This is a genomic window from Actinomadura graeca (genome assembly GCF_019175365.1).
Classification (GTDB): domain Bacteria; phylum Actinomycetota; class Actinomycetes; order Streptosporangiales; family Streptosporangiaceae; genus Spirillospora; species Spirillospora graeca.
Window position 1 is genome coordinate 4,679,841 of record NZ_CP059572.1, and the last position, 26,181, is coordinate 4,706,021.

General features: G+C 70.3%; 15 protein-coding genes and 2 pseudogenes. 5 read left to right on the forward strand and 12 right to left on the reverse strand.

Annotated features, from left to right (window positions below):
* Nucleotides 1–829: 829 nt before the first annotated feature.
* Nucleotides 830–1,357 (forward strand): GNAT family N-acetyltransferase, encoded by a 528-nt coding sequence (locus AGRA3207_RS20740; protein WP_231328701.1) that lies wholly within the window; start codon nt 830–832, stop codon nt 1,355–1,357.
* 283 nt (nt 1,358–1,640) lie between these two features.
* On the opposite strand, the gene trxB is transcribed toward AGRA3207_RS20740, so the two are convergent.
* Complete coding sequence (trxB, locus tag AGRA3207_RS20745) at nt 1,641–2,594, reverse strand: thioredoxin-disulfide reductase (RefSeq protein WP_231328702.1); 954 nt, start codon at nt 2,592–2,594, stop codon at nt 1,641–1,643.
* Nucleotides 2,595–2,957: 363 nt separating this feature from the next.
* Between trxB and AGRA3207_RS20750 the strand changes: the two genes are divergently transcribed.
* Nucleotides 2,958–3,530: a dienelactone hydrolase family protein gene (locus tag AGRA3207_RS20750; protein WP_231328703.1), complete on the forward strand. Its 573-nt coding sequence runs from the start codon at nt 2,958–2,960 to the stop codon at nt 3,528–3,530.
* A 338-nt stretch (nt 3,531–3,868) separates the two neighbouring features.
* Here the strand turns inward: AGRA3207_RS20750 and AGRA3207_RS20755 are convergent, their stop codons facing one another.
* The 7 genes and pseudogenes from AGRA3207_RS20755 to AGRA3207_RS20780 form a co-directional block, all read right to left on the reverse strand.
* Nucleotides 3,869–4,657, reverse strand: a complete 789-nt coding sequence (locus tag AGRA3207_RS20755; RefSeq protein ID WP_231328704.1) for an anti-sigma factor family protein — start codon at nt 4,655–4,657, stop codon at nt 3,869–3,871.
* Complete coding sequence (sigM, locus tag AGRA3207_RS20760) at nt 4,654–5,262, reverse strand: RNA polymerase sigma factor SigM (protein WP_420830914.1); 609 nt, start codon at nt 5,260–5,262, stop codon at nt 4,654–4,656. The genes AGRA3207_RS20755 and sigM overlap by 4 nt, the downstream gene beginning before the upstream one ends.
* A gap of 520 nt (nt 5,263–5,782) precedes the next feature.
* Nucleotides 5,783–7,405 carry a protein kinase family protein gene (locus tag AGRA3207_RS20765; protein WP_231328706.1) on the reverse strand — a complete coding sequence of 541 codons (1,623 nt, stop codon included), beginning with the start codon at nt 7,403–7,405 and terminating at the stop codon, nt 5,783–5,785.
* Nucleotides 7,406–8,193: 788 nt separating this feature from the next.
* The gene (murJ, locus tag AGRA3207_RS20770; protein ID WP_231328707.1) at nt 8,194–9,900 is read right to left on the reverse strand and encodes a murein biosynthesis integral membrane protein MurJ; all 1,707 of its coding nucleotides are present in this window, start codon (nt 9,898–9,900) and stop codon (nt 8,194–8,196) included.
* Complete coding sequence (locus AGRA3207_RS40265) at nt 9,897–10,379, reverse strand: pentapeptide repeat-containing protein (RefSeq protein WP_420830915.1); 483 nt, start codon at nt 10,377–10,379, stop codon at nt 9,897–9,899. The genes murJ and AGRA3207_RS40265 overlap by 4 nt, the downstream gene beginning before the upstream one ends.
* A 908-nt stretch (nt 10,380–11,287) precedes the next feature.
* Nucleotides 11,288–13,489: pseudogene (locus tag AGRA3207_RS40270) on the reverse strand (DUF6049 family protein); the annotation flags it as partial.
* A 442-nt stretch (nt 13,490–13,931) separates the two neighbouring features.
* Nucleotides 13,932–14,486: an aminoacyl-tRNA deacylase gene (locus AGRA3207_RS20780; RefSeq protein WP_231328708.1), complete on the reverse strand. Its 555-nt coding sequence runs from the start codon at nt 14,484–14,486 to the stop codon at nt 13,932–13,934.
* 498 nt (nt 14,487–14,984) lie between these two features.
* Between AGRA3207_RS20780 and AGRA3207_RS20785 the strand changes: the two are divergent.
* Nucleotides 14,985–16,418: pseudogene (locus AGRA3207_RS20785) on the forward strand (CCA tRNA nucleotidyltransferase); the annotation flags it as partial.
* A 509-nt stretch (nt 16,419–16,927) separates the two neighbouring features.
* The gene (locus tag AGRA3207_RS20790; protein WP_231328709.1) at nt 16,928–18,241 is read left to right on the forward strand and encodes an adenosylmethionine--8-amino-7-oxononanoate transaminase; all 1,314 of its coding nucleotides are present in this window, start codon (nt 16,928–16,930) and stop codon (nt 18,239–18,241) included.
* An 85-nt stretch (nt 18,242–18,326) separates the two neighbouring features.
* On the opposite strand, the gene AGRA3207_RS20795 is transcribed toward AGRA3207_RS20790, so the two are convergent.
* The 4 genes from AGRA3207_RS20795 to AGRA3207_RS20810 form a co-directional block, all read right to left on the reverse strand.
* Nucleotides 18,327–19,802, reverse strand: a complete 1,476-nt coding sequence (locus AGRA3207_RS20795; protein ID WP_231328710.1) for an MFS transporter — start codon at nt 19,800–19,802, stop codon at nt 18,327–18,329.
* A gap of 108 nt (nt 19,803–19,910) precedes the next feature.
* Nucleotides 19,911–21,686: an ABC transporter substrate-binding protein gene (locus AGRA3207_RS20800; protein ID WP_231328711.1), complete on the reverse strand. Its 1,776-nt coding sequence runs from the start codon at nt 21,684–21,686 to the stop codon at nt 19,911–19,913.
* Nucleotides 21,687–22,068: 382 nt separating this feature from the next.
* A complete protein-coding gene (locus AGRA3207_RS20805) occupies nt 22,069–23,148 on the reverse strand; it encodes an inositol-3-phosphate synthase (RefSeq protein ID WP_231328712.1) in 1,080 nt (359 codons plus the stop codon).
* A gap of 67 nt (nt 23,149–23,215) precedes the next feature.
* Nucleotides 23,216–23,836, reverse strand: coding sequence for a PadR family transcriptional regulator (locus AGRA3207_RS20810; protein ID WP_231328713.1), 621 nt, complete (start codon nt 23,834–23,836; stop codon nt 23,216–23,218).
* Nucleotides 23,837–24,136: 300 nt separating this feature from the next.
* On the opposite strand from AGRA3207_RS20810, the gene AGRA3207_RS20815 reads away from it, so the two are divergent.
* A complete protein-coding gene (locus AGRA3207_RS20815) occupies nt 24,137–24,499 on the forward strand; it encodes a DUF5318 family protein (protein ID WP_231328714.1) in 363 nt (120 codons plus the stop codon).
* The last annotated feature ends 1,682 nt before the right edge of the window (nt 24,500–26,181 follow it).

Consider the following 26,181-nt stretch of genomic DNA (forward strand, 5'->3'; position numbering starts at 1 on the left):
TCCCTGAACGAGTGTGTCGCGCAGCGACTCCGGCGCGGGGCATGCCGCTGGTGTGAGTCGGGTGGCATCGCGGCGTGGAGGCGCAGTTTCGATCTCGCTCCTGTCGTCGTCGCCGCCCACCAGGCGCATCCTCGTCGAGGACGGGAGGTTCGGGGTCGCTCGTTCCGAGCGCTTTGCTGAGTGGGAAGCCGGGGCGCCCAGAGTGGACGCGCTTCGAGTCGAGGTGCCCCGTGGTGACGTCTGAGCGTCGTGCTGGGCGGTCGCGCCGTCTCGCGAGCGAAGATCGGAGGGGCGTCGTTCCGGGGGGATGTCGCCTTGGAGTCCGGTGTCGCTTCGTCCAGAGGGACGCGTCGCGTGGGGATGGCGCGTCCGATCGGCCGCCGTGTCGCACGGTGGTGTCCGACGGGAGAGGGCGGCGCGTCGGGAGGGGGCGGCGCGTCGGTCGTCAGTGTCGTGGGGTCCGGGTGTGCCTGCCGTCATCACATCCCCCCGTTCTTGAGGGTGCGGCTCTGGAGTCTCCGTGCGGCTGCCGGTCTGCGCGTGATCGTCGGCGCTGGCGTGCCGGGCACGGGTGGGAACTTCCCTGTCCGATACGATGCCCGCGGGGCCCGGAATGTTGCCGGGAACTTCTGCGGAGTGTCGTTCCGCCCGAGAAGCCCGCGCAAGCGTTCCGCGTCACTGCGGCCGTTTCGTGGACTTCGGCCGGCGGGCGAGGATCGCAACAGGGGGTGCCGACCCGGTGTCGCGTCGTCTCGTCAATATCACGCTGGACAATCTGGACGATCTACCGCATCGCTGTCGCGGCTGTGTCTTCTGGGAGCTGGACCCCGTGAGCCGCGACCGGGCCTTGGAGAGCGGGGGCTCCGGCCTGGAGAAGGAGGCGTGGATCTCCTCCACGCTGCTGGAGTGGGGCAGCTGCGGCAAGATCGTTTACGTCGACAACGTTCCGGCGGGTTTCGTGCTGTATGCGCCGCCGCTCTACGTGCCGCGTTCGGTCGCGTTCCCGACGAGTCCTGTGAGCGCGGACGCCGTGCTGCTAATGACGGCCCACATCCTGCCGGAGTTCTCCGGCGGCGGACTCGGCCGGATGCTCGTCCAGGGGATCGCGAAGGACCTCACCCGGCGCGCCGTCAAGGCCATCGAGGCGTTCGGTGATCTCAAGGTGGAGGACGGCGGCTGCATGGTGCCCGCCGACTACCTTCTCTCCGTCGGGTTCAAGACCATCCGCCCGCACCACCGCTACCCGCGACTGCGGCTGGAGCTCAAGTCCGCCCTGTCGTGGCGTGAGGACGTCGAGGTCGCCCTGGAACGGCTCCTCGGCTCCATGAGTCCGGAAGGCGCGCTCCGACCCGTCTAGGGCGTTCTCAGCCGTTTTGTACGAGTGGGCCTGCACTCCGAGCCGGAGTGCAGGCCCACACGCTTTCGCGCTCGCCGCGGGAGACGGCGTGGTCTTCGCGCTCGGCCAGCGCCCGCCGCGCCGACGTTGGCCGTCTGCGATGTCTGCTTTCGCGGCCGCGTCATCCGGTCTACGTGGCGCGGCGTCGCGGCGTCGTTCGCAGTCGCACCGGATCGTGCCGGGCGCGGGTGCATCCGCCGCGGGCGCGTCGGAAGGCGGCGCGTCGGTCGCGCTGGGCGTCCGATCAGGGCTGGGGGACGTTGTCGGCGGCGTCCTGGTCCTGGAGCCAGCGTTCGGCGTCGATCGCGGCGGAGCAGCCGCTGCCCGCGGCCGTGATCGCCTGACGGTAGATGTGGTCGACCACGTCGCCGCAGGCGAACACCCCGGGGATCTTCGTCCTCGTCGTCGGCGAGTCCACGAGGAGGTAGCCGTCGGTGTCGGACTCCAGCTGGCCGGCGAACAGTTCGCTGCGCGGGTCATGCCCGATCGCGATGAAGAGTCCCGTGATCTCCAGCGGGGTCTCCTCGCCGGTCAGGACGTTGCGGGTCTGGACGCCGGTGACGCGGTCCTCGCCGTGGATCTCGACGACCTCGCTGTTCCACAGGAACTTGATCTTCTCGTTGGCGAACGCGCGCTCCTGCATGATCTTGGACGCGCGGAGCTCGGCGCGGCGGTGGACCACCGTGACCGACCGCGCGAACTTGGTGAGGAAGATCGCCTCCTCCATCGCGGTGTCGCCGCCGCCCACGATGGCGATGTCCTGCTCGCGGAAGAAGAACCCGTCGCAGGTCGCGCACCAGGAGACGCCTCGTCCGGACAGCCGCTTCTCGTTCTCCAGCCCCAGCTCGCGGTAGCCCGAGCCGGTCGCGACGATCACCGACCTGGCGAGGTACGTCTCGTCCCCGACCTTGACGACCTTGGGGTCGGCGGTCAGGTCGACCTCGGTGACGTCGTCGGTGATGAGCTCGGCGCCGAACCGCTCGGCCTGCTTGCGCAGGTTGTCCATCAGGTCGGGGCCCATGACGCCGTCCGGGAAGCCGGGGAAGTTCTCCACGTCGGTGGTGTTCATCAGCGCACCGCCGGCGGTCACCGACCCCTCGAACACCAGCGGCTTCAGGTCACCGCGGGCCGCGTAGATCGCGGCCGTGTAGCCCGCGGGGCCCGAGCCGATGACGATGACGTTACGGACGTCGCTCACTGTTCTGTGCCTCTCCTCGTTGACCTTCGGCGCTGGACGACGTGCGGTGGCCGCCACGGTGTCCACCCGCCGCACCCATCCGGCGCAGCGTTCGGGGATGCGTTCGTCCGGCACGACCCGGCCTGCCAGTCGCGTCAACCGATCCTAGGCCCCGGGGATTCCCGTCGCCCGTGCTCGGCGTGCCCGTCCGGCGACCGGGTCGGTTCCGTCATGCTCGGCCGCCGACGCCAGGGCCGGGATGGGCGCCCATAGCGTGCCCGCCCACGCGGCCGGTCACGTGCCGTTCGTGGGCTGACCGATGGGGGTGTCGCCCTGGTGGCATGCCGGACGCGGCGTGTCCTGCCCCAGCCCTAGGCTGTGCGCATGGCTCGGATTCTGCTTCTCCACTCGATGTACGGGCTCCGCCCCGCCGTCCACCAAGCGGCGGACCTGATGCGGGAGGCCGGGCACGACGTCCATGTCCCGGATCTCTACGACGGCCGGGTCGTGGACACCGCGGAGGAGGGCATCGCGATCAAGGAGGAGATCGGCCGGGACGAGCTGCTCCGCCGCGCGGTCGCGGCCGCGGCGCCCCTGACCGGGGGCGGCGGGGTCGTGTACGCCGGGTTCTCGCTCGGCGGCGCCCTCGCCCAGAATCTCGCGTTCGCGGACGACAAGGCGCTCGGGCTGCTGCAGATGCACGGCACATCCGACATCGCGGACGACGCGTCCGGCGACTTCCCGGTGCAGCTGCACGTCGCCGATCCCGACACCTACGAGCCTGTCGACTGGGTAACCGCCTGGTACCTGCGGATGCGCAAGGCCGGGACGGACGTGGAGGTCTTCCGGTACCGCGGTGCCGGGCACCTGTTCACCGACCCGGAGCTCCCCGATCACGACCCCGAGGCCACCGAACGCGCCTGGACGATCGCACTGGACTTCCTCGCCGACCTCTGACCCGTCCGGCCTGCCCGCCTCGACCCCTCCGAACCCCGCGGCCCTGAGCACGTCACCCGGGCGGTACCGCCGCCTTACAGTATCTGAGAAGACCCACGAATCCGCAGTTCACAGCCCCACATCGCACCTCAGCGGGAGCGCCCGAGGCGTCGTCCGTCCAGCCGTGCCTTGATCGCTCACACAGGTCGCCACGGCTCCGGAGGGGCGCCTTCTGACCGGGCATAGCAGAAGGCCGCGGGCGGCTTCGTCTGCCGTCCGCGGCCTTTGCTATGGATCACGCCTTACCAGGAGGCGGTTTTGATCATGAGATTGATGGGCGGAGCCGTCAGGGCGACGGCTCAGGCTGTCTCTTGCTTGAGAAGGTGCGAGTTCTGGGCGTCGCAGCCGGGCCCGACCACCCAGACGTTCCAGCTGCCCGCCTTGTCGCCACGTACGGCGATCACCGTGGCCTGCCGTCCTTCGAACATGGCCTGGTCGACGAACGCGGGCGGCGCTCCCCGGGTGACGCTGTTGACGCAGCCGACGAGCTGCTGACCGGGCGGCGTGCCACGCGACTTCAGGACCTCGCCCTTGCCCATCAGCCGGCTGACCTGGCCACTCAGGTCTCCAGCCCTGTAGTCGGTGCCGCTGTGGGCGACGGTGTAGGACGGGGCGCTCAGCATGGTCTCCCCGCTGGTCGCCTGCGGAGCCGCGCCCTTCGCCGCTCCACGTCCCTCACTCGCGTCCTGCACGGGGCTCTGCGCGGCGCCCCGGTGATCGCCGCCGCCCGATTCGTCCAAGGCAATCTTGCCGACCATCGCTCCGCCGCCGAGCACGACCACCGTCGCCGCGGCGGCCGACAGTATCCGCCAATGCCGCCTTCCGCGCCGCTGTTCCAGGCTCACCACGGTGGCGTTGTTCAACGACTCCGCCGCTATGGCGGTGTCGATGCGCTCGGCCAGCTCCGCGGGCATGGACGGGACGGGTGCCTCCGCCAGGATCCGGGAGACGTCCGCAAGGTCGGCGGAGCGATCCCGGCATTCGGCGCAGGTGTCGAGGTGCGCGTTGACGGAGGCGGCTTCGTCGTCTTCGAGGAGCCCCTCGGCCAGATCGGCCAGGACGTCGTAGTCAAGATGAGCGGGGTTCATTTGGGCATGCCACCTCCTTCCACACCTCCGACGTTCCTGGGGTCCCGTCGGTTCCGGTGATGGACGAGAAGTGGCGCGAGCCTCGCCCGGCCGCGTGCGCAGCGGCTCTTGATCGTTCCAGGAGGGACCTCCAGGACGTTCGCCGCGTCGTCGACCGAGTAGCCCATCATGTCGACGAGGATGAGCGCCGCGCGCTGCTCGAACGGCAGCTGCAGCAGGGCGGTCCGGACGTCGAGGGACACGCCGTGCGCGTCGGTCGGATCCGGCATCTTCGGTGCGACGGCGTCGAAGGTGGCGTCGTCCCCCATCGGGGTCGCGGGACGGACGGACTTGCGCCGGATCCGGTCCAGGCAGGCGTTCACCACGATCCGGTGCAACCAGGTGGTGACGGCCGCGTCACCACGGAACCGCCCGGCCGCGCGGAACGCCGACAGGCACGCGTCCTGCAGCGCGTCCGCGGCCTCCTCCGGATCACCGAGCGTCCGCAGCGCGACCGCCCACATGCGGTCGCGGTGCCGGTGCACCAGCTCGGCGAAGGCGTGCGGATCCCCCTCCGCGTGGCGTGCGAGGAGCTCCTTGTCGGGTACCTCGTCCACGCGACGCATGCTCACCGACGTCATGAGCAACCGCTTTCTCGTACGGGACGCCCGGTCGGTGCCGGGCGTCTGCGACCGGCCGCGCCTGCTGGGGTAGACACCACAGGTTCCTGGGGAGAGGGGACATTCTGTTTACAGGCACGATACAGACAAGCGGTACCCCACGTCACAGCTCGCGACCCCCGTCCGTTCCCTCGCCCGGTCGCCGAATGCCCTGCTCTTCCGGACGGCGCCCCCGCCTCCGGCTATCCACAGAACGACGTTCTACGTCCCGTCCCGGCCCGAATATTTGACCATGAACGTAGCGGGTCCGGCGAGGTTAGGGCACCTCGCCGGAGTCAGAGAAGGCTGACGCGGAGAGCGAGATCCTGATCCGCGAAAGGTGGTGAGCGGGTACGTCAACGTCCGACGTCCCGGTGTTGGGCAAGGCGGGTTGAGGACTGTGAGCGGCGGCCGACGCGGCGGCCGACCCGGCGGGCGGGGACGGCCGGGACCAGGTGGGACGGGTGGGACGGGTGGGACGGGTGGGTCAGCTTGGGGAACCGTAGACGGCGACCTCGCCCAGCTTGCCCTTGAGGGAGGCGGGAAGCTTGGTGAACCAGACCAGCACGTACTGACCCGAGACCTGCGGGGACACCGGGACCGTCAGCTCGCCGCCGTTGCCCTGCTGGCGTCCGACGGACTTCAGGTCGGCCCCGGACTGCGAGTTTCCGATCTTTATCTGGAGGATCCCGCCGACCTGCGGAGTGATGATCTTGACGCTGGAGACCTTGACCGGGCGGCCCATGTCGAGGAGGACGCCGATGCCCTTGGAGTAGTTGCCGAAGCTGGGGTCGGCGTAGCTCTGCGTCTCCCAGGCGGTGCCGGGTTTGCCGTCGATGACCAGATTGGTGTTCCTGTTGACGGCCTCGTCGTGGTGGCCGCCGATCGGCTTCTCGAAGCCGGTCACGGCCTGGACGTTCAGCCGGACGGCGGTCGGCTTCGGCGGGGCCGACGTCTTGCCCTGGTCGGTGACGCGGGCGCCGTTGGGTTTCTCCTTCGAGCCGTTGTCGACCAGCGCCCAGGCTCCGAGACCGACGATGACGGTCAGCGCCGCGGCGGCCACGCCGAGGAGGGCGCGGTTGGCGGGCCGGCGCGGCACGCCGGTAGTGCCGTGGGCCGAGGAGACCGGAGGCGGCGCGGTGTTGCGCCGCGTGCGTGTCCGGGGCTCCGGGATCCGCGTGGTCGGCTGGCTGACGGGCGGCTGGTGCTGCTGCGAGGGCGCACCGGCATGATGCGTCGGCGCACCGGCGTGATGCGTCGCGGGACGCTTCGGCGCCGGGGCCGGAGCGGGGCGCGGCGCGGCGGTGTGGGGCGGAGGCGGTGCGCTGCCGAGCCCGGCGAACAGAGGCAGTGGCGTGCGGGGGACGCCGCGCAGAGCCTTGGCGACTTCGGCGGGTGTGGTCAGTGCCTCCGCACCGCCCAGGCCGAGGCAGCGGCAGACGATCGCGTCGACGGCATGGGAGATGCCGGCCTGCACCTGGCGGGGAGCGTGGGGAACGCCACCGGTTCCGGGCGCGGACGGCAGGTCGGAGCCCTCGTCGTCGCCGGGCCAGTGCGCGGTGAGCGCCGCGTACAGCATGCGGCCGAGCCCCCGGACGTCCTCGCCGGCCGGGTCGTCGGCGTAGCGGTCGCAGAGGACCGCGTCGGTGGCGATGCCGAGCAGCTTCACCGTGCCGCCGGTCGTCCAGACGAGGTCGCGGGGGGTGAGGCACAGGTGGGCCAGCCCGGCGGCGTGCGCGGCGGCCATGGCCTCGGCGGCCTCGTAGAGCAGGGTCGCGGCGCGTCCCGGCTCCAGCGGCGCCTTCCCGAGCATCTGCTCCAGGGTCTCGCCGACGACCCACTCGCTCACGACGTAGGCGCTCTCGCCGCTGTCGTCGGCGTCGAACACCTGGGTGAGGCGCGGGTCGGTGAGGCGGCTGGCGGCGCGGGCCGAGGTGACGACCTCGTGGACGCGGGGGAAGTCGGGATCGAACGTACGGACGGCGACGGCCCTGGCGAGGATCTCGTCGATGGCCTTCCAGAGCGAAGATCCGCCGGTGTCGCTGATGCGTTCTTCAAGGCGGTAGCGGCCGGCGAGACGGGTACCGGGCTCGATGACTGACGTGCTCACGGCAACGTCCTGCACAGGTGGTCAGATCCCATGTTCGTGGCGTGGCAGCTTACGCCTCCGACCCTCCTCTTTGCGTTCCCCAGGGTGTCGCCCCGCAAGCCGTAGTCCCCCACATGGTAGTGGCTACTCGCACGAGTGGCCGCCTTATCGCCGCGCGTCCTGTGTACTTTGCCTCGCTTTACCCTTGGGTCCAAGGACGGTGACCGCCCGGACACTCTTCGCAGCGAACCGGGTGGTCCGCCGCCTCCGGCGAAGCCGTGGCCGTCCGCGCCGAGGCTCGGATGCCGCCCGCCGGGACGGCGTGAGGGCTTCACTCGGCACCGCTCTTACAGGCTGTCATATGGCCCCCATTGCCCGACTGCCGGCAAAAGACACTGTCACCAATAGACCATGACAAGTGCAGCGTGGCGGTGAGGCCGGGCCGCGTCGAGGTCTGTCATGTCATACCAGGCGATGCGGCTGGCGGCGTGGTGATTGTCATGTCCACACCGGTCGGCGAAGCCTGGCGGTGGAGCGAGCTGTCACGTGTTCGTTCAGAGGGTCGGCCCCCAGCGGACGGTGTCCGTCCGCGATGCGTCGCCGCCGGGTGAGGCGAGCGCCGGAAGGCGGCGAGCGGGTGACTCTGTTTGGGAGCGGCGGGGGGCGGTCATCGGTTGTACGTACCGGAGGGCAGGACTGGCCGAGTCTCGAACCGAATCGCATGCCGTCTTGCGTGACACCACCGCCGGGACCGTGCGGGGATGCGATGACGCGGGTTCCCGCCTGTGGGTCGTGTCGGGACGCGTGGGTCAGCGGCCGGGGAGTCGTCTGGTGATGGTGGTGACCATGGTCTGGACCTCGCCCACGCGTAGAAGCTTGGCGAAGAACAGGTAGAGAATCCCTCCTCCGGCGCTGCCCACGACCAGCACGGCCAGGCCGGGGAGGAGGCCCTCGCCCATGGCGGCGTCCACGATCGCATGGACGGCGTAGGCGAACCCGAGCAGTGGCCAGAGGGCGACGGCCAGTTTCAGGTAGGTGACGGCGATCCGGCGGCCGTCCATGCCGCCGAGCCGGCGACGCAGGATGGCCCAGCCGACGAGCGCGCCCACGGTCTGGGCCAGGGCGAACCCGCCCGCGATCCCCACGATGATCTTGTCGGTGGGGAGGACCTTGTAGGCGGTGAACGCCATCGCGATGTTGGTGATGACCACGGCCACGCTGACGAACGCGGGCGTCCGGGTGTCCTGCATCGCGTAGAAGACGCGGAGCATGAGCTGGTAGGCGGCGAAGGGGACGAGGGCGATCGCGAACATCTCCAGGACGTTCGCGATGACCTGGGCGTTCGACACGGTGGTCTGGCCGTGTGCGAACAGGACCGTCGTGATCTCACCGGCGAGCGTGGCCATCAGCGCGGCGGCGGGCAGGATGATCACCGAGCAGAGGCGCAGCCCGCTGGAGAAGTCGTCGCGGACCTCGTGCATGCGGTTCGCCGCGGCGTGCTCGCTCATCCGGGGCAGCAGCGCCGTGATCACCGAGACGCCGATGATCGCGTACGGGAGCTGGAACAGCTGGTAGGCGTTGAAGTAGGGGGTGTAGCCGACGTCGCCGAGGTGCTCCTTGCGGCCGAGCACGCCGGCGGCGTTGCTGAGCGACGTCGTCACCGCGAAGCCGATCTGGGTGATGACGACGTAGCTGAGCGTCCACACGGCCATCCGGCCCATCTGCCCGAGCTCGCCCTTGCGGAAGTCGAGCCGGGGCCGCCAGCGGAAGCCTGAGCCGCGCAGCGACGGCCACAGGGCGATGGTCTGGAGTGCCATGCCGCCGATCGTGCCGCCCGCCAGCAGCGCGACCTCCGCGTCCGTGATGGATCCGGGCGTCACCGTCCCGGTGCTGACCAGCAGGAAAGCGGCGGCCGTGCCGCAGATCACGATGTTGTTGAGCACTGGCGCCCACATCGGCGCGCCGAACCGTTTGCGCGTGTTGAGGATCGCGCCGGAGAAGGCGCTGACGCCGAGGAAGAAGATCTGCACCGCGAACAGTCGCGCGAACAGGACCGCGAGGTCGCGCTGCGCGCCTTCCATCGCGCCGCCGTAGATCGTGATGAAGACCGGCCCGAGGAGCACCGCGGCGACGGTGATCACCGCGAGGCCCAGGACGGCCAGGGTGAACAGCCGCTGCTCGTAGCGGGCGCCGTACTCGGCGTCCCGCTCCCGGGCCCGGACGATCAGCGGCACGACCACCGCGGTGAGGACGCCGCCGAGCAGCAGGTCGTAGACGATGAACGGGACCGTGTTCGCGGTGTTGTAGCCGTCCGCGAGCGCTCCGGTGCCGAGGGCCGCGACCAGCATGGCCGTCCGGAGGAAGCCGGTGACGCGGGACGCGAGTGTGCCCACGGCCATGATCGCACCGGAGCGCAGGATCCCGGAGGCGCCCTTGCCGCCGGAGTCCGAACCGCCGCCGGAGCCCGAAGCGCCCCCGGACGGGTCGTCCCCGGGCGGGAGGTCCACGGCCGTCATGTCCGCGGGGGCCCCGCCGCCGGGCAGAGGGACGTCAATCGCGGTTTTCGCCGCGGTGTTTGCCCCTGCGGCCGGTGGGACGCCCATCGGATGCGGGCCTGGCCTCGGAGTCGCGGCCCACTCGGCCGGATTCCCTTGAGGCGGGCTTCCCTGAGGCGGGCTCCCCTGAGGCGGGCTCCCCTGAAGCGGACTCCCCTGAGACGGGCTCCCTTGAGGCGGGCTCGGCTGGGCCGGGTTCGGTTGCGGTCGGGAGTTCGCTCGTCCCTGTCCCTGGGGCAGTGGTGCCTGGGCCTGGTAGCCCTGGTTCGGACGGTTCCATCCCGGCGGCCCCTGGCTCGGAGGTGCCTGGCCAGGCGGACTCTGCTCCGGGTTGCTCTGGGGGTGTCCCTGGTGTGGATATCCCTGTGCCGGGGAACCCTGGTTTCGAGAATTCTGGCCTGGGAAGCGGTCCGGTGGGTTCTGGCCTGGTGTCCGTCCAGGCGCCGGGGAGGTCGGAGCCTGCGGCCCCTGCTGTCCCATTGGGCCCGGCTGTGGTCGGGGCGGAACCGGGAAGCTCACCGTACGCCCCTGGGACTCCTCCTGCTCCGGTGTCGTCCAGCCCGGTTGCCCCAGAGGAGTCTGACTCGGGCCAGGTGGTCTCCGGTCGTGCTGCGGCCTCGGGGTCGGTGGCGAAGCCTGGGGCGAGGGGGTCTGCCAGCCAGGACTCTCCGGTGGGTTCTGGCCACCCGGGCCCTGCTGACGGGTCTGGTCCGGGGTCGGCGGCTGACCCGGGGTCGAGGGGAACGCTTGGTTCCAGCCCGGCGTCTCGGGACTCTGTCCCGACCCTTGTCGTCCCTGGGGCGGTCCGCCATGGCTTGGAGGTGGTGTCCAGCCGGGTCCAGGGGTCTGGGTCATCGGCTGCTGAGGGTTCTGTTCCTGACCCGGCCAGTCCTGTTGTGTCGGTGGCTCCGCGTAGAACTGATTCTGGGCCGGGGGACGGCTCGGAGGCGTGTTCGGCGTCCCAGGGGGCGGATAGGCCGGGGTCTGTGGTGGACGGCCTCGGCTGGGGTCCTGTCCTGAACTCGGCATGCCCGACGGGGGCGGAGAGGAGGGATTCCGGCTCGGCTCGCCGCCTTGGGGCTGGTTCCACGTCGGCTCCGGGGACGGAGCCGGAGCCGGGGCTTGCGGCGTGCCCTGCGGCGACGGAGGAAATGCCTGGTAGGGAGTCTGACCAGGATTCTGCGGCGGGAGCTCCGGGCCCGGAGGCGCCGGGGCCGGGGAATCCGTTTCCCGATCCTCCGGGTGTTGCTGGTCCCATTCCGGTCGACCCGTCACCGGCTGCCTCCGCTTTCCGGCGGCGCCTTGCTCTGATGGCCCGCACTCCGACGCCCACGAAGAGTACGGCAAGCCCGCCGCTGGTGATGAGGAGGGCAAGACGCCCGTACCCGGTGGTGCGGACGGTGATGTCCTGCCCGTTGCCGAATCGCTTGCCCCCCGAGTTGGGGATCTCCAGCTGCAGGTGGACACCGAAGTTGCCGTTGCCCGCCGCCTTCGCCGGGATCCACCGCTGCTTGAGTTCGCCCGCCCGCAGGTCGATCGTCTCGTCCTCGGCGTCGAGACGTCCGAGCTGCAGTTTGGTGCTGTTGTCCGCGATGGCGGTGAGGCGGACCCTGACCGACTGGTCGGACAGCTTGTTCTCGATGGTCACCGGCAGCTTGCCCGAGCTGCCCGCCATGTTGACGCGTTTGCTGTTCGCGGTGACGATGCGGACCTTGCCCATCTCGCGTTCCAGCTCGAACGACAGCTCGTCTCTGGCCCGCTTGGCGAGCGTGCCCCGGGAGCGCCAGGCCGTCGACTCGGTCCTGAGGAGGGCGCGCTGATAGGAGATCCTGATCGGGTCCGTCATCACGGCCTCGAAGGAGGCGGCGCGCCGGGCGATGTTGCGCACCTGGGCGAGGTACGGCGAACCGAGCTCGTACGGCAGGTAGTCGTCGGAGTAGCCGTTGAACACCCTGTTCTGCGGCTGCGCGGCCTCGAACCTGCTCAGCGGGGTCGGGCTCGTCCACGCGGACCTGGTGTAGGTCAGCAGGTTCTTCGCGAGCCCGGGCGCGGGGTTCCAGTGCCGGTCGGGGGCGATGATCACCGTGCGCTGGAGGTTCGGCGTCTCCGCGGCGATCATCGCGGTCTCGGCGAGGAAGCGCTGCTCGGTCAGCAGCGCGCCGGCCCCGGAGCGCGAGCCCCCGCTGACGATCTCGTTGAGCTTGTCGTCGTAGAGGAGGGTCTTTTTGGTGCCCTGCGTGGCCGTGGGCAGCGCCGTGACGGCGTTCGCCGCCGCTCCCTGGACCGGCGGCTGGAACTGGTTGCTGCTCATGAGGAAGGACCCGTTCGGCTTCAGGGCGAGCCTGGCGAGCAGGTCGAGGGTCCCCGGGCCGGCGGCGCCCGCCGCGGGCCAGGCGATGTGCGCGTTCGCCTGACGGCCGAGGACCTCCGCGACGAGACCGGTGTTCTTGGTGTCGTAGGCGGTGACGACGTCGTGCGACATCTTGTAGCGGACGAGCGCCAGGACGTCGGGGTCGGCGTACGGGACGGTGAAGTAGGGGTCGTTCTTGGCGGCCTGCTTCAGGGCCGTCAGCCAGGCCGCGGCCGGTGCGCTCTTGCGCTTCTCGGTGCCCTTCCTCGCGCCCGGGGACTTCACCGTGTAGTTGCTGCCCGCCATCTGCTGGACGTCGTCCAGGAGCGCCGGGTCGATCCCCCAGGTGATCGGCGTGTTCGTGGACGAGGCCGCGCCGACGAGCTCGCTGAGCCGGCCGCCGGGCGCCATGTCCTTGCTGAGCTGGTCGTCGAGGAAGGTCTGGTCGTCGGCCCGGTGCTGCCGGTCGATCAGCGGCCAGACCCAGCCGACGGCCACCTTCTTGAAGTTGCCCCGGTTCGGGACGAACGTCAGGAACGTCGTGACGCCGCCGACGACCTGCCGGGCGGAGTTGAGCACCTCGACACCCACCGGGTACACGCCGGGGGCGGTACCTAGGGCCTGCAGTCCCAGGGCCTTCGCGGTGGTCTTGAACTGCCAGTTCTGCTTGCCCCCCGGCCCGGTCACCTGGACAAGGGGCACCGGGCGTCCGACCCCGGGCAGCGCGGACGGCTGCCCCGTGGCGATCCGGTCCAGCTCACTGCGGCTCGTGATCGGCTGCGACCGGTAGCGGAGCCGTATGGTCAGCCCGGGGAGCTGGTGACCTGAGCGGTTCTGGGCCAGCCCGGCGATGTCGATCCTCGAGTTCGCTCGGACGGCCTTCGGTGTGACCTTCGTGAGAGCCAAGCCGACCTGCGCGCGCGCCCCCGCCTGCCGTGACGAGCGTTCCAGGTCCGGTTGCGTAGGCGAGTCAGGCTGTGCGGGCGATTCCGGTAGGGCGGGCGAGTCCGGTAGAGCGGGTGATTCCGGTAGGGCGGGCGAACCCTGTCGTGCCGCCGTGCCGAACTGCGCCGTACCGCCGGGCAGTACAGACGCCGCGCGTGGGGCGGCGAGCACGGGAGTCGTGCCCACCGGTGCCGTGGCCGCGATGACACAGGGCACCAGGGCGGCCAGCGCGGCCGCGCGTCCGACCGTCCTCACGCCACGTCCGCCCAGGGGCCGTCCGTCCGGACCGCCTCGGGACGACGGGGTTCGATTTCCCGCACCACGGCCTCGATGGTAGTCCCGACACCGGTGCCTTCAGACCTTCCTGCCCATCTCTGGCACGGATTCTGGTCGTCCGGATGCCGAACCCGAGCATCACCGTGGCGGACGGGACGGACGAGGCCCACGATCCTGACCAAGCGCTCGACCGTGTAAGCGGGTTCACCGTACGGAGCCGCCACGTGGCAGCCGTGTCGCAGCGGTCTCGGGGCGCTGTCCCCTTCGTCTCGCGACGAGCTGGCCCGATGTCGGAAAGATCGGCTATCGACGGCAGATCTCCGGCTCGGTACCGGTCCGGGGAAGGCCGCTCGGGTAGGCGACGGCCGGGCCGATCTCAAGCCGAGCGGCCGTCCGACTCGCCGGGACCGGGGTCTCCGAGTCAGGCGACAGGGTGACGGAACTCTGGCGTATTCGGACGGCTCGCATGCCCCTTCTCAGAGGGATGGAACAGGTCCACCGGCGTGGCGCCGCAGAGCTCGTACAGGGAGCGGCCCCGGATGCCCAGCGCCGTCGACGGCTCACCCGTCGCCGTGTAGACCACATCGTCGCCGGCGTGATCGTCCATCAGGCGCCGGTCGATCAGCAGCCGCATGGAGTCGGGCAGCAGCAGCGGGCAGACGAGGTCCGCCGCGTACTCGGTGACGCTGTTGATCAGTCCCGCGCGTGCCGGCCGGACGACCCGGGCGCCGGTGGCGAGCCGTACGGCCTCGGTAGAGGGCCGTCCGCCCGCCGGGACGATCACTCCCGTCAGCAGGCGAGGTCCCCGGAAGACGTCGCCGCAGGAGAAGACGCGCGTCACCAGGCACCGTTCCGCCGGGAGGCCGAGCGCCTTGGGCAGCTCGTCGGCGTGGCCCATCGCGATGGGCAGGCGCACGATCTCGTGCACGGCCTCCCATCCGAGCAGGGCGCGGTGGATGGTGAGAGCGTCTTTCATGGTCGGCTCCTCCCGCGGGATCTTCCCGCTCATCCCGTTTCCGGTTTCTCCGCCCCCGTTCAGGTCCCTCCATGAGGGGATTGCCACATACCCACGACGTCCGGTCTAATCCTCGCCTCACGGCCCGTCACGCCGCGCGATGCCGCCCGCGCCGCACCTGCGGTGCGCCTCCGGTGCGCCTGTGCGGTGCCCGGGTGGAGCCTGAGTGGAGCCTGAGTGGCGCCTCTGCCGTGGCCGGCCGCACCCCGCGGCGGACCGCGGCCCTGTCGGATCCCGCTACCGTTGTCTTAACGGGAGGCTTACCGGGGGTCGCGCCAGCGTCATCGGGGTGTCCAGAACGTAACCCGCGGTTCGTGCCATGTGAAGGGTCCGCGTCCTCCTTCCGGCGGTCTCCGGACCGCGCGACGGTCCGGCGCGTGCCCCGCAAGGACTCTCGCGCACGCCCCCGGGAATCGCCGAAAGTCCTTTGTCAGCCTGCTTACCAAGGAAATACGCTCGATGGCCGTGCCCAACCAGAACGTGTCCCCAGAGTCCTCGCCGACGCGGCGGACCGCCATCGCCGAGCTGCTCCGCAAGATCGCGCCCGTCGCCGACGAGCTCGGCGGCCGGTTCGCGGCGGCCGGGCACGAGCTGGCGCTGGTCGGCGGACCGGTGCGGGACGCGTTGCTGCGCCGTCCGACCAAGGACATCGATCTCACCACCGACGCGCCGCCCGAGCGGATCCTGGAGATCATCCGCGGCTGGGCGGACGCCCTGTGGACGATCGGGATCGAGTTCGGCACGGTCGGGCTCCGCAAGGACGGCGTCGAGCTGGAGATCACCACCTACCGCAGCGAGTCGTACGACCCGAAGTCCCGCAAGCCGGACGTGTCGTACGGAACCTCGCTGGTGGAGGATCTGCGCCGGAGGGACTTCGCGGTCAACGCCATGGCCGCGCGGCTCCCGGGCTACGACTTCGTCGACCCGTTCGGGGGCCTCGCCGACCTTCAGCGCAAGGTCCTGCGGACGCCGGGCCGTCCCGAGGACTCCTTCAGCGACGACCCGCTGAGGATGCTGCGCGCCGCGCGGTTCGCCTCGCAGCTCGGCTTCACGGTCGCGCCCGACGTCATTCAGGCGATGGGCGCCATGGCGGGACGAATCGAGATCGTCTCGGCCGAGCGGGTCCGGGACGAGCTGTCCAAGCTGCTCTGCGGCCGGTACCCGCGGGAGGGGCTGGCGCTGCTCGTCGACACCGGGCTCGCGGAACAGGTCCTGCCCGAGCTGCCGAGGCTGCGGCTGGAGATCGACGAGCACCACCGGCACAAGGACGTCTACGAGCACTCGCTGATCGTCCTGGAGCAGGCGATCGCCCAGGAGGAGGAGGGCCCCGACCTCGTCCTGCGGCTCGCGGCACTGCTCCACGACATCGGCAAGCCGCGCACGCGACGGTTCGAACCCGGCGGGCGGGTGTCGTTCCACCACCACGAGGTCGTCGGCGCGAAGATGACGCGCAAGCGGCTGACCGCCCTCCGGTACCCCAAGGACGTCATCGCGGACGTGTCGCGCCTGGTGGAGCTGCATCTGCGGTTCCACGGTTACGGCACCGGCGAGTGGACGGATTCGGCCGTCCGCCGCTATGTCCGGGACGCAGGGCCGCTGCTCTCACGCCTGCACAAGCTCACCCGGGCCGACTGCACCACGCGGAACAAGCGCAAGGCCGACCGGCTCAGGCGGACCTACGACGATCTGGAGGTGCGGATCGACCGGCTCGCGCAGGAGGAGGAGCTGGCCGCGATCCGCCCGGAGATCGACGGGAACGAGATCCAGGAGATCCTCGGCGTCAAGCCGGGCCCGCTGGTCGGCCGGGCCTACCGGTTCCTGCTGGACCTGCGCCTCGACCGGGGCATCATCGGCAAGGACGCCGCCGCCGACGAGCTGCGCCGCTGGGCCGCCACCGAGGGAATCACCTCACCGGGCGGCAAGGAGTCTCTTCCGTCCGGGACCGGCGCGAGCGACAAAGCCGATGAGAAAGCCTCTGGCGGCAAAGTACCCAAGGGCCGCATAGCGCCCAAGAGCAGCGCGTCCGAGGACGGCGCGTCCACAGGCGGCGCGCAAGGTGGGGCCTCCAAAGGTCGCGCGTCCAAGGGTGGCGCGTCCAAGGGCAGTGCGGTTAAGGGCGGCGCGTCTGAAGGTGGCGCGCAGGGTAGCGCGTCCAGGGGTGATGGGTCCGAGGGCGGCGCGCGGGGTCGGGCGTCCGCGGGCGGCACTCGCAAGGATGGCGCGTCTACGGGCGACGTCCGCCAGGGCGAAGCGCCGATAGGCGACGCGTCCGAGGCCAAGGCGTCTACGGGCGACGGGCTGTCCGCAGGTGGTGCGTCCGAGACGGGAGGTCGGTCCAAGGGCGACGCGCCTGAGGGCGACGGTGTGTCCGATGACGGCCGTGGGCCGGAGGGTGGACGGGCATGATCCCTCTTCAGCTGGGGCGGATGAGCCCCGACCAGACCGAGCGGATGCTGGCGTTCGACCGCGACCATATCTGGCACCCGTACGCGCCGATACCCGCGTCCGTGCCCGTCCTCCCGGTCGTGTCGGCGGACGGCGTGCGGCTGACCCTCGCGGACGGCACCGAGCTGATCGACGGCATGTCGTCCTGGTGGGCGGCCGTCCACGGCTACAACCACCCGAAGCTGAACGCGGCCGTCACCGGGCAGCTCGGCAAGATGGCGCACGTGATGTTCGGCGGCCTCACGCATCCGCCCGCCGTGCGGCTCGCCGAGACACTCGTCGAGATCACCCCCGAGCCGCTGACCAAGGTCTTCTTCGCCGACTCGGGCTCGGTCGCCGTCGAGGTCGCGATCAAGATGTCGCTGCAGTACTGGCGGTCGCAGGGACGTCCGGAACGGCATCGGCTGCTGACCGTCCGCGGCGGCTACCACGGCGACACCTTCGGCGACATGGCCGTCTGCGACCCGGTCAACGGGATGCACCACATCTTCAGCGACGTCCTCGCCCGCCACGTTTTCGCGCCGGCTCCCCCGCTCGGCTACGCGGCCGCCCCGGACCAGGCATACCTGGACGAGCTGTCCGCCCTCGCCGCCGCCCACGCGGACGAGCTCGCCGGGATCATCGTCGAGCCGATCGTGCAGGGCGCCGGCGGCATGCGGTTCTACGCCCCCGAGTACCTGCGGGCGCTGCGCGACATCGCGGACGAGCACGGCATCCTTCTCGTCCTGGACGAGATCGCCACCGGGCTTGGCCGGACGGGGGAGCTGTGGGGCTGCGACCACGCCGAGGTCGTCCCGGACATCATGTGCCTCGGCAAGGCTCTGACCGGCGGTTACATGACCATGGCGGCGACGCTGTGCACCGACCGTGTCGCCCATGGGATCACCTCCGGTGAGGCGGGCGTCCTCATGCACGGCCCGACGTACATGGCGAACCCGCTGGCCGCGGCCGTCGCGTCCGCCTCGATCGATCTCCTCATGTCGCGTGACTGGCGGGACGAGGTGGACGCGATCGAGGCGATCCTGACCAGCGAGCTGTCGGGCGCGGCGTCGCTGCCCGGTGTCGCCGACGTCCGCGTGCTGGGCGCGATCGGCGTCATCGAGGCCCGCGAGCCCGTGGACGTCGCGTCCGTCCAGGATCTGGCCATGGTGCACGGCGTGTGGCTCCGCCCCTTCGGGAAGCTGATCTACGCGATGCCGCCGTACATCTGCACCGAGGACGAGACGACACATATCGCCGCCGCGATGAACGCGGTCGCGGAGTCGCTCTAGGACGTCGCGCAGGTGGCGGCCATGCGGGTGCGGACCCGACATGGGCGTCGACGGCGTGGATGTGGGCGACGCAGCGCCGAAAGTGTCAGCGGACGGCGGTGACCGGCTCGCGGACCCGCGACGCGGCGGCGCGGTAGACGACCGCCCCCACCGCGTAGGCGGTGATCACTCCGGCGAGCGCGAGGTGCGCGCGGCCGTCGGACGGCAGCAGCGCCGCGGCCACGGCCGCCGACGCCGCGAACGTCGCGTTGAAGAGCATGTCGTACACGGCGAAGACCCGGCCGCGGTAGGCGTCGTCGATCGATTCCTGGAGCGTCGTGTCGACGCAGAGCTTGACGCCCTGCGACACGACGCCGAGCGCGAACGCGCCGGCCGCCCAGGCGGGTTCGGTGTAGGGCAAGCCGAAGAGGAGCAGGCTCGCCGCCGCCCCGCCGAGCAGGCACGCGACCCAGGCGGGCTTGCTGATCCGGCGCACCACGGCCGGGGTGATCAGCGCGGCGGCGAAGTATCCGGCGCCCGACACGCCGAGCATGACCGCGAACGTCGTGAGCCCTTCGTCGGCGTCGTCGCTGAAGGTGTTCCGGCAGAGCAGCAACGTCATGATCAGGATGACGCCGTACAGGAGCCGGTGAAAGGAGATCGCCCCGAGCGCCAGTGCCGCCTGCCGCCGCCGCATGATGTGCCGCCCCCCGTCCGCGAGGCCGCTCAGCACCGTCCCGAGCGCCTCCCGGACCTGGGGCGCGGTGGTGGACGAGGAGCCCTTCTTGGCGACATCCCCGTCCAGGTCGCCACCGGCCACGACCCTTCCAGACATAGCGTTCGGTCCGGCTGGACTTCCCTGATCATTTGGGGAGGCGTCCTCCAGGGGACGGATGTTCCCCCCTTGAGAGGCATCCTCCGACGAACGGGCATTCCTGGGCGAGTACGGATTCTCGGACGGATAAGGACCGAGCAGCCGTCGCGGCAGCGAGGTCGCGATGATGCCCGCGGCGAGGAAGAGCGCGGCGGCGGACACGAGGATCAGCGCCGTCCCGTCCGTCCCGCCGCCGAAGAGCCGCCGGAGCAGGTAGCCGAGCCCGGCGCCTGTGAACGCGATGATCGTCCCTGAGGTGACCGCGAACGCGTTGGCCGTGACCAGATGGTCGCGCCGCACCACGTGCGGGAGGGCCGCCGACAGCGCCGCGAGGAAGAAACGGTTGACGCCGAGCACCACGAGGACGCCCAGGAAGAACACCACGCCGTCCTCGCCCGCCATGACCAGCCCCGCGACGAACAGCACGAGCACGGCCCGCAGGATCGGCGTCCACAGGAGGATCTGCCGCCGCTGCCACCGGTCGATGAACACCCCCGCGAACGGGCCGAGGGCCGAGTACGGCAGCAGCGTCACCGCGAACGCCGCGGCGGCCTTGCCCGCCGTCGTCTGCCGTTCCGGAGAGAAGAAGACATATCCGGCGAGGGCCACCTGGAAGACCCCGTCGGTGAGCTGCGAGGTCAGCCGGGTCGCGTACAGGCGCCGGAAGTTCCGGCCCCGCAGGATCTCCCGCAGTTCCCTAGCCCTCACCCGATCACCCTATGCGCCTTCCGGTCCCACCGATTCCCATGTCCCGGAAGGGACCGATCCGCACGGCCGCCCTCCGTCCGTCCGCGGGCTTGCCGGGAGCGGTCGGGGTCAGTCGTCGGCCAGCCAGAGACGCGTGTAGTCGTAACCGGCCGCGGTTGGGACGAAACGGGCGCCGCGCACGCGGGACGAGCGGAAGATCGTGTGCGCGCGGTCGAGCAGCGGCACGATCGCGGCGTCCTCCATGATCTTCTGGTCGGCCCGCTGCCAGAACCCGGCGGCCCGGGAGGCGTCATCGGCGGTGAGCGCCGCGTCGATCAGGTCGTTGACCTGGGAGTTGTTGTAGCCGCCGTAGTTGGTGGAGTTCGGCCCGTAGGCGCGGCCGTCAAAGAGCGGCTGGATGACCGACCGGCCGTTGTTGCCGTACCAGTCGGGGGTCCAGCCGGGGGCTGCGATGTCCCACCGGCCTTCGCCTGCCTGCGCGGGCGTGACGAGCGTGCTGGAGTAGAAGGAACCGCCCGTGTCGGCCGTCAGTTCGGTCCGGACACCGCAGGCGGCCAGGTTCTGCTGGATCGACTGGGCGATCAACCTGTGGACGCTGTTGGTGCGGTACGGGAATCTCAGCGTGAGGCCCGGCCGACCCGCCTTGCCGAGCAACTCGCGGCATTTGGCCGGATCGCCCGACGCACCCGGTGTCGCATACCGGTCGGACGGCGCATAGCCCGCGCTCCCCGGCGGGATCACCGTGTGGAGCGGCCGCGCGACGGACGGCCCACCGACGATCTTGACGAGCGCGCTCCGGTCGATCGCGTACTCCAGTGCCTGCCTGACCTCCCGCTTGCCGAGGGCCCCGCCGTTGTTGGGGCTGCGCGTGTTGAACACGAGGTACGGGCTATTGCTCGGTGCGTCGCGGATCGCGAACCGCGGATCGTCGCGCAGCCGCGGGATCGCCTGTGTCGGGACGGGCTGGTCCCACGCCAGGTCCGCGGAGCCCTGTTCGATCTGGCCCTGGACGGTCTCCGGCGAGTCCTGCCCGAGGGTGATCCGGATCTTCTCCACATGCCGCTCGCGGAGCGGATCGGTGTCCTGACGCCAGGCCGGGTTCCGGGTGAGCAGATACGACATCCCCGGCCTGTACTCGCTGATCTGGTAGGGGCCGTCGGAGATCGTGTGCTGGCGGAAATCCCGTCCGTCCGGCACATACCGCTCGTACTCCTGCGGCGCGGCGGCGGTGAACGGCAACGACAGCAGGTTGAGGAAGTCGCTGGCGGGACGCTTCAGCCTGAACACCAGCGTCTCGTCGTCCTTTGCATGGATGCCCTCGATGTCTCGCTTCTGCTGATATTCGGCGATGGCACCGGGGTCCTTCGCGTCGACGCCGCCGAAGCCCCGGCAGAAGGCGTCCATCCCCTCGATGGTGGAGGTGTAGTAGCCCTTGGCGGGTGACGGCGAGGCGGGATTGCAAAGCCGCTCGAACCCACGCACGAAGTCCGGCGCGGTCACCGCCCGCACCGGGCGGGTGTTCCACAGGACTCCCTTGCGCAGCCGTACCGTGTAGGTCCGTCCGTCCTTGCCGATGTCGCCGTTCTCCCGTGTGGGAAGACGGACCGCGACGTCGGCACGCACGGGGACGGTCTCGTTGAAGTCGTTGGACGCGCGAGTCCCGAACAGGGTGCGCGCGTAGATCCGCGCCAGGCCGTACGCGCCGACGCTGGCCACCGACGCGGTGTCGAGATGCTCGACGTCGGACGAGCCGACGACCCTCAGCGTCCCCCCGTCGCGCGGTGGCCCGTCCGCACCCGAGGCGGTCTCCCCCCCGCCGCACGCCGTCAGCCCGACCGCGAGCCCGGCGAGACCCGCCGCCACTCTGATCACATCGCGTGCCATCACGTCCTCCACTCGGTCCTCGGAAGCGGGCGCGCAATCACTGGCGGTGTCACAGTAGGGCCGGAGCGTGACGAAGAGCCGCTACATCACCGTTTTCCTCTGGGAGCTCTCAAGAAGTAAGGACGCGCTGACAGTGCGATGTCCACTGTCCAGGCGTCCTTTGAAGACTTCGTGATCGGATTCTCAACCTCTCACGACCCGCACCCCGCGACGAGCCCCCGCCCGCCCACAACACCCTCCCCGAACCGCTCCATGCCCCTCACCCGACCAGGCCGTCCACGAAACGTGGACGCTCGCCCCCGACCACACCGCGGGCGGAACGGCAAGGCCGCCCTGCCTGGTGGGCAGGGCGGCCTTGTGATGCCGTGTTCGGGGGACGACCTCAGCGGTCGACCTCACCGCGGATGAACCTCTCGACGGCCTCGCGGGCCTGGTCGTCGTTGTACTGCTCCGGCGGGGACTTCATGAAGTACGAGCTGGCCGACAGGATCGGGCCGCCGATGCCGCGGTCCTTGGCGATCTTCGCGGCGCGGACGGCGTCGATGATGACGCCGGCGGAGTTCGGAGAGTCCCAGACCTCCAGCTTGTACTCCAGGTTGAGGGGGGTGTCGCCGAACGACTTGCCCTCCAGGCGGACGTAGGCCCACTTGCGGTCGTCCAGCCACGGCACGTGGTCGGACGGGCCGATGTGCACGTCGGCCTTGGCCATCTCGTGCGGGATCTGCGACGTGACCGACTGGGTCTTGGAGATCTTCTTGGACTGGAGGCGCTTACGCTCCAGCATGTTCATGAAGTCCATGTTGCCGCCGAAGTTGAGCTGGTAGGTGCGCAGCAGCTCGACGCCGCGGTCCTCGAACAGCTTGGCCATCACGCGGTGGGTGATGGTCGCGCCGACCTGGGACTTGATGTCGTCACCGACGATCGGGACGCCGGCGTCGGCGAACTTCTGGGCCCACTCGGGGTCGCTGGCGATGAAGACCGGCAGCGCGTTCACGAACGCGACCTTGGCGTCGATCGCGCACTGGGCGTAGAAGCGGTCGGCTTCCTCCGAGCCCACGGGCAGGTAGGACACCAGGACGTCGACCTCGGCGTCCTTCAGCGCCTGCACCACGTCGACGGGCGCGGCGTCGGACTCCTCGACCATGTCGAGGTAGTACTCGCCAAGGCCGTCGAAGGTGTGGCCGCGCTGGACGATCACGCCGGTCGGCGGGACGTCGGCGAACTTGATGGTGTTGTTCTCGCTGGCGTGGATGGCCTCGGACAGGTCCATCCCGACCTTCTTGGCGTCGACGTCGAACGCCGCGACGAACTCGACGTCGCCGACGTGGTAGTCGCCGAACTGGACGTGCATGAGGCCGGGGACTCGCGTCTCGGGGGCCGCGTCCTTGTAGAACTCGACACCCTGGACGAGCGAAGAGGCGCAGTTGCCCACACCCACGATGGCTACGCGCACCGAACCCATCCGGTTGCTCCTTCTCTCTAGCGGAACATGTGGTGTTTCTTCACCCGACCTCGAAGGCACGGGGCCGTCAGCGGCCCTTGTCCCGAGGCATGTCCTGATTAGCCGAAGATGACTTTGCTTGTTGTTCCTGCTCCGCCCGCTCGCGCCCGATGAGCTCGTTGAGCCACCTGACCTCGCGTTCGACGGACTCCAGCCCGTGGTTCTGCAGCTCAAGGGTGTAGGAGTCGACCCGCTCCCGGGTCCGCGCCAGGGCGGCGCGCACGCTTTCGAGCCGCTCCTCCAGCCGGCTGCGCCGGCCTTCGAGGATCCTCAGCCGGACGTCCGCGCGGGTGTGCGAGAAGAAGGCGAAGTGCACGCCGAACCCCTCGTCCTCCCATGACGCCGGGCCGGCCTCGGTGAGGAGCTGCTGGAGCCGCTCCTTGCCGTCGGCGGTGAGCTTGTAGACGATCTTCGATCGGCGGCTCTGCAACGCCAGCGCCGTGTTCGGCTCCTCCGGCCGGTCCTCCATGATCAGCCCGCTGGTGAGGAGCTGCTTGAGGCACGGGTAGAGCGATCCGTACGAGAAGGCGCGGAACATGCCCAGCAGGGCGTTGAGCCGCTTGCGCAGCTCGTACCCGTGCATCGGGGATTCGTGCAGCAGGCCGAGCACGGCGAGCTCCAGCACGCCCGCGCCCTTCTTGCCCGCCATCCCGGTTCCCTCTTCCGCCGAGCCGATGTCTCAATCCGATGTATCGAGCGAATGTATCGCTTCGATACATCGCAAAGATACGTACGCGCGCGCCTCCTGGCAAGTCCACCCTCTGTCCGCTGGTCAGGAAGCTGCCGGGTCGTTCGCCGAACCCCGTCACACCATGGTCGAACCCAGCCCCGGAGCGCGAAAGTAGAACCGCGTTCTGTGGATAACCGGCCGTCGTGGTTCCCCGAGGTCGACCCGCGAGGCTTACGCTGCTGACATGTGGGGTCGGAGCCGCCGGTGAGACCGAGATCGGTGGTCGACTACGGACTCGCGAAGCGGGCGGCGCTCGCGGAATTGCGGTCCGGCTCCGTGACCAGGGACGACGCGTGCGACGCCCATCCCTACCTGCTTCGTGCGGCCAGGTATCACGGCGAGCCCACCGACCAGCGGTGCCCCGTCTGTGACCGGGAGCGGCTCACCCACGTGACCTACGTATACGGGGACGAACTGGGGCGTTACGAAGGTCGTGTCAGAGCCACTGCCGAGCTCGCCGAGATGGATCGCGAATACGGCGAATTCCGGGTGTATGTGGTGGAAGTGTGTCAAAGTTGCGCTTGGAACCACCTGGCCGTGTCCTACGTCCTCGGTCACGGGGAGCAGAGCCCCGAGCGGTAGACAGCGAGGGAGGATTTCGCCGACCGCACCGTTGGTCAGGGCGTTGACCAGCCGGAACACAGGTTCACCGTGCATTGCGCTCCCCCCGCTCACCAGCCCGCACAGTACTCTTCGGACGGCGCACGAGTCGTTGTCCCCTGTCGATGAGGTCGCGTGAGTAATCCAAGCCAGCCCCGACCGGAGTCCGGGTCGCAGTGGCCGGGCGGGCAGCAGGTCCCCCGTCTTGGCCGCTCAAGTGATCCGGAGTTGCCGGATGCCCAGAGCGAGGAGAATCCGGACGGCGGTCCATCACCCCTCGCCGGCGGAGCCGTCCCCGGGCCGTCCGCCGTTCCGTCTTCCGCTCCCGCGGACGGCGAGGGCGCTCTGGAACCGGACGCCACGGCCATCTTCGGCCCACCGCCGCCGTCATCCGGCGAGCACCTCTCCAGGGGGCCACAATCCCCTGGCGTCCCCGCTCGCCCTTCCGGTGACCCTCTGGCAGAGGATCCCCTCACTCCTGGCTTCATGGGCGCACCTGCGGCACCTTCCGCCGCAGATGGTCTCAGCGCCCAGTCGGGTTCGTTCCGCAGCGGGACAAGCGGGCCGGGTGCTGCGGGCGTTCCGGGCGGGCCGGGCGTTCCGAGCGGGCCGGGCGTTCCGAACGGGCTGAGTGGGGCTAGCGCGCCGCCGTCCGGTCTGCTGAACGGACCGGCCCCCTCCGCGTCCTCAGGAGCCTTCGGCATCGCCCCGGACGGGCCGAGGCCCTCTGACGGTCTCTCCAAACCCGCGTCTACCGGTACCGGCGGTCCGTCCGTGAGCGGGCCCGCCGGTCCGAGTGGCCTGGGCACGCCTCCACCTTCGCCTCCCCCGGCCACAAGTGCGTCTGGCGGTTCGGTCAAGGACGATGCGCTGGGCAGCTTCGACACGACGCGAACCGACATAGGAAGCAGCGCTTCGAGCGCTCCCGGTGACGGTGCTGCTGTAGGTGGGCCGACGATGTCGGCGGGTCCCTCCGGCATCGGCATCCCGAATGGACTCGGCGGTGGGGGAAGCGGTGCCATCCCTTTCCCACCGCCCGGCACCCCTGGCCCGGGTTCGTCGAGCGGGCCGACGCCGGTCACGGGCCCTGGGCGTGACATGCCGCCTAGCGGACCCGGTGTCTTCAATGCTCCGGGTCCGGTCGCCGGCCCTGGAGCTGTCGGCGGTGTGGGGCCTGGCATGGCCGCCGGGCCGCCCTCTATGAGACCGCCCGAGCGATCCGGGAGCATTCCGATCGGTGGACCGGGCGGCCCTGTTGGGCCTAACGGACCTATTGGTCCGGGCGGCCCTGTTGGACTCGGCGGGCCCGGCGGAATGGGGCCGGGCGGTCCTGGTCCTTCTGGTTCCTTCGGGGTGGGTGGCGCAGCGCCCGGCCCCGGGTTCGGCATGCCCGGGACACCTCCCGGGCCCGGGCATCGAGCCGCCGGAGGCGGAGCCGGGCTGGCCGGTGGCCTCGGCGCGGTCAAGGCACGGCTCGCCAATGTCAGTGTTCCGGGCGTTTCGAAGAAGTCCGGCGGCAAGGGGCAGCGTGGGTCTTCTGGCCCCGGCCACCCCGGCGCCTTCTTGAGCCCCGCAGGCCCGGGTGGCCCCGGCATGCCCGGCGGCCCCGGACCCGGTGGCCCCGGTGGTCCGGGCGGGCCGGGGGGTCCTGGTGGGCCCAGCGG

Bases quoted from the DNA above. Each gene is read 5' to 3' on its own strand.
- sigM (WP_420830914.1), bottom strand. From the start codon at position 5,262: ATGCGTCGCGTGGACGAGGTACCCGACAAGGAGCTCCTCGCACGCCAC.
- AGRA3207_RS20755 (WP_231328704.1), bottom strand. From the start codon at position 4,657: ATGAACCCCGCTCATCTTGACTACGACGTCCTGGCCGATCTGGCCGAG.
- AGRA3207_RS20805 (WP_231328712.1), bottom strand. From the start codon at position 23,148: ATGGGTTCGGTGCGCGTAGCCATCGTGGGTGTGGGCAACTGCGCCTCT.
- AGRA3207_RS20810 (WP_231328713.1), bottom strand. From the start codon at position 23,836: ATGGCGGGCAAGAAGGGCGCGGGCGTGCTGGAGCTCGCCGTGCTCGGC.
- murJ (WP_231328707.1), bottom strand. From the start codon at position 9,900: ATGACGGCCGTGGACCTCCCGCCCGGGGACGACCCGTCCGGGGGCGCT.
- AGRA3207_RS20800 (WP_231328711.1), bottom strand. From the start codon at position 21,686: ATGGCACGCGATGTGATCAGAGTGGCGGCGGGTCTCGCCGGGCTCGCG.
- AGRA3207_RS20750 (WP_231328703.1), top strand. From the start codon at position 2,958: ATGGCTCGGATTCTGCTTCTCCACTCGATGTACGGGCTCCGCCCCGCC.
- AGRA3207_RS20790 (WP_231328709.1), top strand. From the start codon at position 16,928: ATGATCCCTCTTCAGCTGGGGCGGATGAGCCCCGACCAGACCGAGCGG.
- AGRA3207_RS20780 (WP_231328708.1), bottom strand. From the start codon at position 14,486: ATGAAAGACGCTCTCACCATCCACCGCGCCCTGCTCGGATGGGAGGCC.